The organism is Ensifer sp. GW823-FHT05D09, from assembly GCF_058795755.1.
Genome location: NZ_JBXAIA010000005.1, coordinates 1 through 11500, shown reverse-complemented (window position 1 = coordinate 11500; position 11500 = coordinate 1). Strand labels below are relative to the sequence as shown.

Sequence of the window (11500 nt, the reverse complement as noted above, 5' to 3'; positions counted from 1 at the left end):
AAGGCCCCATCACCAGACAGACAAAGCCGATCCTGCCGGTTCATCCGGCCACGGCGAAGCCATGCCCGAATTCATCGCCTGCAACACGCAAGGAACTGACATATGACCGCCCCGATCACCGCCAACGACCTCTCCGACCTCTTCGACGCCTTCAACCGGCACGACATCGACGGCGTGATGTCCTTCTTCGCCAGCGACTGCATCTTCAACACGGTCGCCGGCAGCGAAGCCCACGGCACGCGTGTCGAAGGCGCCGATGCGATCGCCACCGCCTTCAGCGGCGTGTGGGGAACGATGGCGGATGCGCACTGGGCGCATCACGGCCACTTCGTCCACGGCGACCGGGGCGTTTCGGAATGGACCTTTTCGGGCACCAACGCCGACGGCAGCCGCATCGAGGCGGAGGGCTGCGACCTCTTCACGCTGCGTGACGGCAAGATCGTGCGCAAGCAGGCCTTCCGTAAGAACCGGCCGCTGATTGCGGCTCCCTTCCGCTACTGAGCGAAAGCCAGGCCAGGAAACCGACATGGAACAGCTTGTCAGAACAGTAAGGCCGAGCAAGCCCTTCGATCCGGCATATGACCCCAACCGCGCCGCCAATCCCGGCGAGGGCAAGGACTATGCGCCGACCTACTGGATCGCAACGGCCGGCCCGCCCCCCGCCGACGACGGTCCCGTTTTGAAGGATATCGACGTCGACGTCGCAATCGTCGGCTCGGGATACACCGGCCTCTCCTGTGCCATCCACCTGGCCAGGGAGCATGGCATCAAGGCGACAGTGCTGGAAGCCAACGGCGTCGCATGGGGTTGCAGCACCCGCAACGGCGGACAGGCCCAGATTTCGGCCGGCCGGCTCAAGCGCTCGCAGTGGATCGAGCGCTGGGGCGTCGACGTCGCCAAGAAGCTTCACGTGGAGATCAGCGAGGCTTTCGATCTCTTCCGCGACCTGATCCGCTCGCCGGAAATCGCCTGTGACCCGCAGGACGGCGGACATCTCTATATCGCGCATCGCAACAAGGTGATGCCGTCACTGGAGGCGGAGTCCCGTGTCCTCAACGACGTCTTCGGCTACCGCACCCGCATCCTCGGCCGCGACGAGATCCATCGCGATTTCGTCCGTGACAACGAGGCGGTCGGCGCCCTTTACGAGCCCGACGGCATGGGCATCCATGCCGCCAAGCTTGCCTTCGGCTATCTCGCTCTTGCGCGCAAACTCGGCGCCCGCGTTCATACCTCGAGCCCGGTCCTCGCCTGCACTCAAAAGGGCAACGTCTTCCACCTTCGCACCCCCGGCGGCATAGTGCGGGCAAGGGCGGTGTGTTTCGCGACCGCCGGCTATACCTCGCCCGGCCTGCATCCGCTGACCAAGCACCGGCTGATGCCTATCCTCTCCAACTCGATCGTCACCCGCGTGCTGACCGAAGACGAGCGGGCGGCGCTGAACTTCCGGACTCACGTTCCGCTCACCGACACCCGTACGTTGCGCCACTACTACCGGCTCCTGCCGGATGGGCGCGTGCAGATCGGCAGCCGCAGCGCCATCACCGGCACCGACGCGGTCAACCCCAAGCACCTCGACCGTCTGCTCGAGGGCCTCTACCGCAAGTTCCCGGTGCTAACCGGCATCAAGGTCGACTACTCCTGGTGGGGCTGGGTCGATGTCAGCCACGACATGATGCCGCGCATCTTTCGCCCGGATCCGAAACAGGCGCTGTTCTACGCCATGGGCTATGGCGGCAACGGCGTCATGTACTCGGCCCAGGCCGGACGACGCATGGCGCAGATGGTCGCCGGCAAAGGCGGCACCCTCGACCTGCCGATCTTCACCTCTCCTCTTCCCAGCCACGGGCTGCTGACGCCGTTCCGGCGCATCGGCCAGTGGGGGATGTACCGCTGGTACTACCTCAAGGACGAAATCCTCTAGCCGCTCGGTCGGCCCCAAACTCAACATGAAAGGAAACACAATGAAAATGACGACCGAAGAGGCTTTCATCAAAGTCCTCCAGATGCACGGCATCGAACACGCCTTCGGCATCATCGGCTCGGCGATGATGCCGGTCTCCGACCTCTTCCCGAAGGCGGGCATCACCTTCTGGGACTGCGCCCATGAAACCAACGCGGCGCTGATTGCCGACGGCTACACCCGCGTCACCGGCAACATGTCGATGGCGATCGCCCAGAACGGCCCCGGCGTTACCGGCTTCGTCACCGCGGTCAAGACCGCCTACTGGAACCACACGCCGATGTTGCTGGTGACGCCGCAGGCGGCCAACAAGACGATCGGCCAGGGCGGCTTCCAGGAAGTCGACCAGATGGCGCTGTTCGAGGAAATGGTCTGCTATCAGGAAGAAGTGCGCGACGCGAGCCGCGTTCCCGAAGTGCTCAACCGCGTGATCGAGAAGGCCTGGCGCGGCTGCGCTCCGGCTCAGATCAATATTCCGCGCGATTACTGGACGCAGGTGATCGACGTCGAACTACCGAGCATCGTCCGGCTGGAACGTCCTTCCGGCGGCAAGCAGGCGATTTCCGAGGCGGCAAGGCTGCTGTCGGAAGCGAAATTCCCCGTCATCCTGAACGGTGCCGGCGTGGTCATCGGCGGCGCGATCGCGGAATCGATCGCGCTTGCCGAGCGGCTCGACGCCCCGGTCTGCTGCGGCTACCAGCACAACGACGCCTTCCCCGGCGGCCATCGGCTGGCAGCAGGCCCGCTCGGCTACAACGGCTCCAAGGCGGCAATGGAACTGATCGCAAAGGCCGATGTCGTGCTCGCACTCGGCACCCGCCTCAACCCGTTCTCGACGCTTCCGGGCTACGGCATCGACTACTGGCCAAAGAATGCCGCAATCATTCAGGTCGACATCAACTCCGATCGCATCGGCCTGACCAAGAAGGTGTCCGTCGGCATCTGCGGCGACGCCAAACAGGTGGCAAGCCAGATCCTCGATCAGCTTTCGCCCACGGCCGGCGACAGCGGCCGCGAGGAGCGGAAGGCGCTGATCCACACGACCCGCTCGGCCTGGCTGCAGCAGCTGTCGTCGATGGACCATGAGGACGACGATCCGGGCACCGAATGGAATGCCTCGGCACGTCGCCGGGAGAGCGACCGCATGTCACCGCGCCAGGCATGGCGGGCGATCCAGGCGGCGCTGCCCAAGGACGCGATCATCTCGACCGACATCGGCAACAACTGTGCCATCGGCAACGCCTATCCGAGCTTTGAGCAGGGCCGGAAATACCTGGCGCCCGGAATGTTCGGCCCCTGCGGCTACGGCTTCCCGTCGATCGTCGGCGCCAAGATCGGTTGCCCCGATGTGCCGGTGGTCGGCTTTGCCGGCGACGGCGCCTTCGGCATTTCGATGAACGAGATGACCTCCATCGGCCGCGCCGGCTGGCCGCCGATCACCATGGTGATCTTCCGGAATTTCCAGTGGGGAGCCGAGAAGCGCAACACGACGCTCTGGTACGACAACAATTTTGTCGGCACCGAGCTCAACCCCAACCTCAGCTACGCCAAGGTAGCCGACGGTTGCGGCCTGAAGGGCGTGACGGTCGACACGCAAGTCGATCTGACCGCCGCCCTGCAGCAGGCATTGCAGGACCAGGCAAAGGGCGTGACGACATTCGTCGAGGTCATCCTCAATCAGGAGCTGGGCGAGCCCTTCCGCCGCGATGCGATGAAGAAGCCGGTGCAGGTCGCCGGCATCGAGCGCTCCGACATGCGGCCGCAGCAGCACGTCTGACATCCACCCCATGCCCGGCTGCTGATGTCGCCGGGCATGGGCTCCAATTTGGTATTCTCGGACGGGAAATTTGACATGAATGCGGTATCCGAAACGACCCGACGGTTTCAATGGCTGCCTGAAGCCCTGTCGACCTATGGTCCCGGCCTCCTGGTGACGGCGGCCGTCGCCATGGCGGCGCAGTTCCTGTCGGATCACTATGGCGCCCCGGCCATGCTGATGGCGCTGCTGCTTGGCATCGCCTTTCATTTTCTCTCCGAGGAAGGCCGCTGCGTTGCCGGCATCGAGCTATCCGCCAAGATGATCCTCAGGATCGGCGTCGCCCTGCTCGGCATGCGCATCAGCGTCGACCTTCTGATCGGGCTCGGTAGCGGCACCATTCTCCTCCTGGTCGCTGCGATCGCCGCGACGATCCTGTTCGGGCTGGCGGCAGCCAAGGTCCTTGGCAGGGGCTGGCGGCTGGCGCTTCTGACCAGCGGCGCTGTGGCGATCTGCGGTGCATCCGCCGCGATGGCAATCGCCGCCGTCCTGCCGAAAAACGAGTTCTCCGAGCGCAACCTGATCTTCACCGTGCTGTCGGTGACGGTTCTGAGCACGCTGGCGATGATCGGTTATCCCATTCTCGCCCAAGCTCTGGGGCTTGACGCCCGCGGCACCGGCATCTTCTTCGGCGGCACCATTCATGACGTGGCCCAGGTTGTCGGGGCCGGTTTCTCGGTGTCGCCAGAGGCCGGCGAGACGGCGACGCTCGTCAAGCTCATCCGCGTGACGATGCTGGCGCCCGTCGTCCTCATCTTCTCCATCGCGCTTCGAAACGTTCCCCAGGAAGGTGTCGAGGCAGGCAAGCGCCCACCCCTGCTGCCCGGCTTCGTCGTCGCCTTCCTGATCCTTGCCGCCACCAACTCCGTCGGGATGGTGCCGGCTGCCGTCGCCGAGCTCGGCATGGAGGCATCGCGCTGGTCGCTGCTGGCGGGCATCGTCGCCGTCGGCATGAAGACGTCGCTGCGCCGCGTGCTCGATGTCGGCGGCGACGCGGTCGCGCTGATCGTCGCCGAAACCATCTTCCTCGGCGTCTTCATTCTCGCTGGCATGCATTATCTGGGGCACCTCTAATGAAACCGCTCGACAAGATCATCGAAACCGCAAGAAAAGCGCCGCGCCACATCGTGCTTGCCGAAGGAGAGGACGCGCGCGTGGTGGCAGCCGCCCTGCGTGCCAAAGGCGAAGGCCTCGCCGAGATCACCCTTGTCGGCCGACAGGATGTCATCGCCGAGCGGCTGAGGGAGCAGGGCGGCGATGAACATGCCTTCCGGATCGAAGACCCTGAGACGTCAGCGCTGACAGAGCGGTTTGCCTCCCGGTATCACGAACTGCGCCGGAGCAAGGGCGTCGACCGAGAGGCCGCAGAGAAGGCCGTGCGCGAGGATTTGGTCTTTGCCGCCATGATGGTACGCGAGGACGAGGCGGACGGCACCATCGGCGGGGCGGTGGCAACCACCGCCGACACGGTGCGCACCGCACTACAAGTGATCGGCCGCGCGCCGGATGCCGGCCTCGTCTCCAGTTTTTTCCTGATGATGCTGTGCCAGCCCCACCATGCGAAGAAGGGCGCCTTCGTCTTTTCCGACTGCGGCCTCGTCGTCGACCCGGACGCCGCCGGCCTTGCCGATATCGCCCGCATGTCGGCACAGTCCTATCAGTCGCTTCTGGGGGATCGGGCCAAGGTCGCGATGCTTTCCTTTTCGACCAATGGCAGTGCCGCCCACGATCGTGTTTCAAAGGTGGTCGAGGCGACGAACATTGCTCGGGCCGCCCAGCCCGACCTGCTGATCGACGGGGAATTGCAGTTCGACAGCGCCTTCGTTGAAGCCGTATCGTCCTCCAAGGCACCCAATTCGGCGCTGCACGGGCAGGCAAACGTTTTCGTCTTTCCCAATCTCGATGCCGCCAACATCGGCTACAAGATCGCCCAGCGCATCGGCGGCGCGACTGCCATCGGCCCGGTTCTCCAAGGGCTCGCCAAGCCCGCCAACGATCTGTCCCGCGGCTGCACGGCAGACGATGTCTTCCACATGATTGCCGTCACCGTGGTGCAGGCGGCGTCGCGATAAAGGCACCGTCTAGCCCGCGGCCGTGGCCTCTTTCGCGGCGATCCGGCCAAAAGGCATTACCGTCCACAAACCGAAAACAACTTCAAATCACCCGCATGCAATGGTGCCGAAGATCTCGGCCTATAGTTCTGGCATCGCGTTTGAGGAGACGCGCAGATTAGACAGCACACGCATCTGGGAGGAGACGCATGGATGTTTCGCATCGAAACGATCACATCGAACAGACGATCGAGCGGCCGGAGGACAAGCGCCTGGGCGCGGGCGCGAACCTCGTCTACGGCCTTCAGCACGTGCTCACCATGTATGGCGGCATCGTCGCCGTCCCGCTGATCATCGGCCAGGCCGCCGGCCTGTCACCCGCTGACATCGGGCTTCTGATCACCGCGTCGCTGTTTGCCGGCGGCCTCGCGACCATCCTGCAAACCATCGGCATCCCGTTCTTCGGCTGTCAGCTGCCGCTGGTTCAGGGCGTCTCGTTCGCCGGTGTCGCCACCATGGTGGCGATCGTCACCAGCCGCGAAGGCGGCGGGCTGCCTGCCGTGATGGGCGCCGTGATGGTGGCCTCGCTCGTCGGCCTCGCCATAACGCCGATCTTCTCGCGCATTACAAGGTTCTTTCCGCCGCTCGTCACCGGCATCGTCATCACCACAATCGGCCTCACCCTGATGCCGGTCGCCGCGCGCTGGGCCATGGGCGGCAATCCGACCGCGCCCGACTTCGGCAGCGTCAGCAATATCGGACTCGCGGCCGTGACCTTGATGACCGTCCTGCTTCTGAGCAAGGTCGGCAGCTCCAGCATTTCGCGCCTGTCGATCCTGCTTGCGATGGTCATCGGCACGCTGATTGCGCTTGCATTTGGTATGACGGACTTTTCCAAGGTCGCCGAGGGTCCGATGCTCGCCTTCCCCTCGCCCTTTCATTTCGGCGCACCGGTGTTCACGGCCGCGGCGATCATCTCGATGTTCATCGTTCTCCTGGTGATCCTGGTCGAGACATCGGCGGATATTCTGGCCGTCGGCGAGATCATCGGCACCAAGGTCGATTCCAAGCGGCTCGGCGACGGCCTGCGCGCCGATATGATATCGAGCCTGTTTGCCCCGGTCTTCGGCTCGTTCACGCAGAGCGCCTTTGCCCAGAACGTCGGCCTTGTCGCCGTCACCGGCATCAAGAGCCGCTACGCCGTTGCAACCGGCGGCCTCATCCTGGTGACGCTCGGCATTCTTCCTGTCATGGGACGGGTGATTGCCGCCGTTCCGCCGGCCGTGCTCGGCGGCGCCGGTATCGTGCTATTCGGCACCGTGGCGGCAAGCGGCATCCGCTCGCTCTCCAAGGTCGACTACCACAACAACATGAACCTGGTCATCGTCGCCACATCGATCGGCTTCGGCATGATCCCGATCGCAGCACCGCATTTCTACGATCACTTCCCGGCCTGGTTCGAGACCATCTTCCACTCCGGCATCAGCTCGTCGGCGATCATGGCGATCTCGCTCAATCTGCTCTTCAACCACTTCAAGGCTGGCAACTCCGATCAACAGTCGGTGTTCGTGGCCGGCACGGAGCGCATCATCCGCTACCAGGACATTTCCGCCCTGCGCGACGGCGACCACTATCGCGACGGCAAGCTCTTCGACCGCGACGGCAACGAGGTACCGGTCGCCGCAGTTCATCACTGAAGCGCATCACGAATTATGCGGTAGGCATCACGGAAGGATTTCAGCTACGAAGCACAAATTGATGCGACGAATGCGCCGCGGGGTCTCCCCGCGGACCCGCTGGAGACGGTGATGGAAGGACTGTTTGTCATACTGGTCTGCCAACTGATCGGCGAGATCGTTGTCAGAACGCTCGACCTGAGCATGCCTGCTCCGGCACTCGGCATCGTGCTTCTGCTCGCCTATCTTTGGCTTGCCGATAAAAGAGCGGGGTCCGAGGACGGCGCTGCCCATACCCGCATCAGCGGCGTCGCCGACACCCTGCTCAAGAACCTCGGCGTGCTGTTCGTGCCGCTTGGCGTCGGGGTGATGCAGAACTACCGGCTGATCTACGACTACGCCGGCACCATCGTCATCGCCGTCGTCGTGTCGACAGTTGTGACGCTGATGGTCACAGTCGGCGCTTTCCTGCTGGTCAGCCGAGTGTTCGGCGCAAAAGGAGCTGGCGATGGACACTAGCGGCCGCGTTTTCGAACTCTGGGTCTATCTCTCGACCAGTCCGCTTCTGTGGCTGACGGTAACGATCGGTGCCTATATCGCCGCTCAAAGACTGGCCGCCTGGAGCGGCTTCAACCCGATCGTCAATCCCGTGCTGATTGCCGTTGGCCTCGTCGTCGCGATCCTGGCGGCGACCGGAACATCCTATTCGACCTATTTCGACGGGGCGCAATTCGTGCATTTCGCACTCGGCCCCGCGACTGTGGCGCTGGCCGTTCCGCTCTATAGAAACCGCACCCTGATCAGGCAGAACTTCGTACCCGTCATCGTCGCGCTTTTCGCCGGCAGCCTGACGGCGATCGTCTGTGCGACCGGTGTCGCCATCCTGCTCGGCGCACCCGACAGCGTCGCCGTCTCGCTTGCGCCGAAATCGGCAACGGCAGGCATCGCCGTCGGCATCTCACAGCAACTCGGTGGCGATCCGGCCCTGACGGCGCTTCTTGTCATCTTCACCGGCGTCCTCGGGGCGATCATCGTGACGCCATTGATGAACCTGCTGCGCATCAAGAATTATGCGGCACGCGGGTTTGCGGCCGGCCTGACGTCACACGGCATCGGTACCGCGCGTGCCTTTCAGGTCAACGAGATTGCCGGCACGTTTTCGGGCCTGGCCATGGCACTCAACGGCATATTGACCTCAGCCATCGCCGCGATTGTCCTCGGGCTGCTGCTCTGAGCAGCCAGCCTTCCGGGACAGCCCGCTACCAGAAAGCGCCGTAGAGGGTGACACAGCCGACGACACCCAGCACAATTGCCAGCGACGATCGGACCGTGAAATCGAGGAACCTGAACTGGTATCCGAAACTTCCGACAGATGGCTTCATGGATTTCTCCCTTGGTTGTGTCTCAATGCGATAACGGCCAGGGTCGCCGGCAACCGGCGTCGCCATGGCCAATGAAATTGCGGCCTCAGGCCGACTTTGCATATTTGCCGTCGTGGTGACGGTAGAAAGCCTCGGCCGCAACCAGCAACGCTTCCTCGTCCAGAGGGCGACGAAATTCGCTCATGAGAAACCGGGCCAGATGCTGGATCTGCTCGCCATCTCTCGGAATGTCGTATTCGATGCACACCGTCTCGAAGACGCGCCAAAGCATGGAGACTTCCGCCTTGCTCAAGGCGGCAAGCATGTCGTCGGGAATTCCACGCATAGGAACCTCGCTCTGCATTCGCGCCGGCCTATCCGCAATGAGGACACGGACCATATACCCATGGAGGGGTCGATAACCGGGCGCGTTGGCAGACCTGCGGTCGCCGCCGCAGCGAAAAGCCAGATGAGCCAGAGAATGACCATAGAGGGTTAGCCGGTGATTGGGGCTTTACTGAGATGATCTGCCACGTCGCCGGAATGCCGCAACGTATCCGCGTGGCGACGGCAAAAGAGCGATCACCGGGCGGCGCCTTGCTACCCCCCAAACCTCGGGAACGACCTCTGCGAAACCGGGCACCGTTCTGCCGAGCGGGCGTTGATGCACTTGCATTGTAACTGCTCCGTGCATTAGCATCCCAGAAATAAGACAGGAAGCCGGCTGGGGACTGCTTGCACTGCGCTTTGACAGGGGGATGCAATGAGCCGGGATACCAGCGGCAGGACGTGCGATGCACCTCCTGAACGATTTCGAACCGGCGCAATCGTCGCCATGCTTGTCTTTGTGCTGACCGCATGCGGAGGCCATCCCAAAGGCGTGCTGACACCGGTCGCCGATACCTCTCCAGGTTCGAGCCGTGTCAACATGCTCATCACCACGACACGCAGCCATTCGCCGAACCCTGGAGAGATGTACAGCGGCGAACGGGCCTTGGCCGCCACCTTCGCCGATATGACCGTGTCCATTCCGCCGGTGCGCAAGGCGGGCGAGGTTGCCTGGCCTAAGCGTTTGCCCCCCAACCCGGCAACGGATTTTGCAACATTGAAGGCTGAGGAGCTGGATGTCGCTGCCGCCAAGTCCTGGCTGAGCACCAGCGTGCGCAAAAGCCCCGACAAAAGCGTCTTCGTCTTCATTCACGGTTTCAACAACCGCTTCGAGGATTCCGTCTATCGCTTTGCCCAGATCGTCCATGATTCCGGCGTCCGCAGCGCGCCTATTCTCGTGACGTGGCCGTCACGTGGAAGCCTGCTGGCCTACGGTTACGATCGAGAGAGTGCCAACTACACCCGCAATGCGCTGGAAAACCTGTTTCAATATCTCTACCGCGATCCGGAAGTGAAGGAGGTCTCGATCCTCGCGCACTCCATGGGCAACTGGCTCGCACTGGAGGCGCTGCGCCAGATGGCGATCCGCAATGGCGAACTGCCGGCAAAGTTCAAGAACGTCATGCTGGCGGCCCCCGATGTCGACGTCGATGTCTTCCGCCAGCAGATCGAGGACATGGGCGAGAAACATCCCAATTTTACGCTGTTCGTCTCGCGCGACGACCGTGCGCTCGCTGCCTCGCGCCGGGTCTGGGGTGACGTGGCCCGGCTCGGGGCGATCGACCCTGAGCAGGAACCCTACAAGAAAGAACTCGAGGACAACGAAATTACTGTGATCGACCTGACGAAGATAAAGGCGGGCGACCGCCTCAATCACGGCAAGTTCGCGGAATCCCCGGAGATCGTTCGCCTTATCGGTTCGCGCATTTCCGAGGGCCAGACACTGACCGACAGCCGGGTCGGCTTCGGCGACAAGATCCTGGTGGCCACGACCGGAACGGCCGCGGCCGTCGGCAACGCTGCCGGTCTGGTTCTTGCAGCACCGGTCGCCGTTGTCGATCAGAACACCCGCGACAACTATGCCGACCACCTCGGAGGGGCTGCTGCAAGGAACAACAATCGTGCGGCGACGGCGAAAGGATGCGACCGGACAAACCCGACGGCGCCAGGATGTGCCCGCTAAGATAAACACGACAGAGGTTCGCGGTCATCGTAACGCTCGATGGCCGTTGCCCCAGGGGACGTCGAGCGAAGTGAGACGCACGGGTGCGAACCACACGTTCGCATCCTGACGGCCCCGACGGCAGTCGAGGTTGCTCTGGTCGATTGTATCAGGGCTGGTCCGGAAATTCGGTGATGGCGGCCGAGCGCAGCTGGCGACCGCCTAGGGCCATCAGCTGCTGCTCAAGCCGCGACGGCGCTGATGTGAGGACACACCGCCGCATGTTTCCTGACGTCCGATCAGGTTCAGGGACAGAAACCATGCGGCCATGCGACTGAAGACAGCGACCTTTAAGCGTCTGAAAAGACACGCGGCGTTGTGGGCCCCCTACACCTTTACCCATGCCCCGTTTCGTTTTGACGACTGGACGCAGGCGTCGACGAAGGCCATGCCCTTCATGCCGTCGTCGATGGTCGGATAGGTGACGGCGGCATCGATCGCCTCGCCCTTCCGCTTGGCGAAGATCGCCCGCGCCGCCTCGCTGTAGATGTTGGCAAAACCCTCAAGATAGCCTTCGGGATGA

At 63.2% G+C, this 11500-nt stretch carries 11 protein-coding genes and 1 pseudogene; 9 read left to right on the top strand and 3 right to left on the bottom strand.

Going from position 1 to position 11500, the window contains the following annotated elements; genetic code table 11:
- Positions 1–114: 114 nt before the first annotated feature.
- The 8 genes from AC1Q80_RS16055 to AC1Q80_RS16020 all read left to right on the top strand — a co-directional run bounded on the left by AC1Q80_RS16055 (position 115) and on the right by AC1Q80_RS16020 (position 8740).
- On the top strand, positions 115–501 hold the full coding sequence (locus tag AC1Q80_RS16055) for a nuclear transport factor 2 family protein (protein ID WP_492361324.1): 387 nt from the start codon (positions 115–117) through the stop codon (positions 499–501).
- Between the two features lie 25 nt (positions 502–526).
- A complete protein-coding gene (locus AC1Q80_RS16050; RefSeq protein WP_492361092.1) occupies positions 527–1924 on the top strand; it encodes an NAD(P)/FAD-dependent oxidoreductase in 1398 nt (465 codons plus the stop codon).
- A gap of 40 nt (positions 1925–1964) precedes the next feature.
- The gene (xsc, locus tag AC1Q80_RS16045) at positions 1965–3740 is read left to right on the top strand and encodes a sulfoacetaldehyde acetyltransferase (protein WP_492361091.1); all 1776 of its coding nucleotides are present in this window, start codon (positions 1965–1967) and stop codon (positions 3738–3740) included.
- A gap of 75 nt (positions 3741–3815) precedes the next feature.
- Positions 3816–4853, top strand: a complete 1038-nt coding sequence (locus tag AC1Q80_RS16040) for a YeiH family protein (RefSeq protein WP_492361090.1) — start codon at positions 3816–3818, stop codon at positions 4851–4853.
- Positions 4853–5851, top strand: a complete 999-nt coding sequence (gene pta / locus AC1Q80_RS16035) for a phosphate acetyltransferase (RefSeq protein WP_492361089.1) — start codon at positions 4853–4855, stop codon at positions 5849–5851. Before AC1Q80_RS16040 ends, pta begins: the two co-directional genes overlap by 1 nt.
- A gap of 188 nt (positions 5852–6039) precedes the next feature.
- The gene (locus AC1Q80_RS16030; RefSeq protein WP_492361088.1) at positions 6040–7527 is read left to right on the top strand and encodes a nucleobase:cation symporter-2 family protein; all 1488 of its coding nucleotides are present in this window, start codon (positions 6040–6042) and stop codon (positions 7525–7527) included.
- Positions 7528–7638: 111 nt separating this feature from the next.
- Positions 7639–8025, top strand: coding sequence for a CidA/LrgA family protein (locus AC1Q80_RS16025; RefSeq protein WP_492361087.1), 387 nt, complete (start codon positions 7639–7641; stop codon positions 8023–8025).
- The gene (locus AC1Q80_RS16020; protein WP_209789239.1) at positions 8015–8740 is read left to right on the top strand and encodes an LrgB family protein; all 726 of its coding nucleotides are present in this window, start codon (positions 8015–8017) and stop codon (positions 8738–8740) included. Before AC1Q80_RS16025 ends, AC1Q80_RS16020 begins: the two co-directional genes overlap by 11 nt.
- Before the next feature lie 25 nt (positions 8741–8765).
- On the opposite strand, the gene AC1Q80_RS16015 is transcribed toward AC1Q80_RS16020, so the two are convergent.
- A complete protein-coding gene (locus tag AC1Q80_RS16015; protein ID WP_268833705.1) occupies positions 8766–8888 on the bottom strand; it encodes a hypothetical protein in 123 nt (40 codons plus the stop codon).
- A gap of 85 nt (positions 8889–8973) precedes the next feature.
- On the bottom strand, positions 8974–9213 hold the full coding sequence (locus tag AC1Q80_RS16010; RefSeq protein ID WP_115422714.1) for a hypothetical protein: 240 nt from the start codon (positions 9211–9213) through the stop codon (positions 8974–8976).
- Between the two features lie 489 nt (positions 9214–9702).
- Here AC1Q80_RS16010 and AC1Q80_RS16005 point away from each other — a divergent pair, with 489 nt between their 5' ends.
- Entirely contained in the window at positions 9703–10938 is a 1236-nt protein-coding gene (locus AC1Q80_RS16005) for an alpha/beta hydrolase (RefSeq protein WP_492361323.1), read from the top strand.
- A 366-nt stretch (positions 10939–11304) separates the two neighbouring features.
- Here AC1Q80_RS16005 and AC1Q80_RS16000 read toward each other — a convergent pair.
- Positions 11305–11500: pseudogene (locus tag AC1Q80_RS16000) on the bottom strand (gfo/Idh/MocA family oxidoreductase); the annotation flags it as partial.

Bases quoted from the DNA above. Each gene is read 5' to 3' on its own strand.
- AC1Q80_RS16050 (WP_492361092.1), top strand. From the start codon at position 527: ATGGAACAGCTTGTCAGAACAGTAAGGCCGAGCAAGCCCTTCGATCCG.
- xsc (WP_492361091.1), top strand. From the start codon at position 1,965: ATGAAAATGACGACCGAAGAGGCTTTCATCAAAGTCCTCCAGATGCAC.
- AC1Q80_RS16040 (WP_492361090.1), top strand. From the start codon at position 3,816: ATGAATGCGGTATCCGAAACGACCCGACGGTTTCAATGGCTGCCTGAA.
- pta (WP_492361089.1), top strand. From the start codon at position 4,853: ATGAAACCGCTCGACAAGATCATCGAAACCGCAAGAAAAGCGCCGCGC.
- AC1Q80_RS16030 (WP_492361088.1), top strand. From the start codon at position 6,040: ATGGATGTTTCGCATCGAAACGATCACATCGAACAGACGATCGAGCGG.
- AC1Q80_RS16025 (WP_492361087.1), top strand. From the start codon at position 7,639: ATGGAAGGACTGTTTGTCATACTGGTCTGCCAACTGATCGGCGAGATC.
- AC1Q80_RS16020 (WP_209789239.1), top strand. From the start codon at position 8,015: ATGGACACTAGCGGCCGCGTTTTCGAACTCTGGGTCTATCTCTCGACC.
- AC1Q80_RS16015 (WP_268833705.1), bottom strand. From the start codon at position 8,888: ATGAAGCCATCTGTCGGAAGTTTCGGATACCAGTTCAGGTTCCTCGAT.
- AC1Q80_RS16010 (WP_115422714.1), bottom strand. From the start codon at position 9,213: ATGCGTGGAATTCCCGACGACATGCTTGCCGCCTTGAGCAAGGCGGAA.
- AC1Q80_RS16005 (WP_492361323.1), top strand. From the start codon at position 9,703: ATGCTTGTCTTTGTGCTGACCGCATGCGGAGGCCATCCCAAAGGCGTG.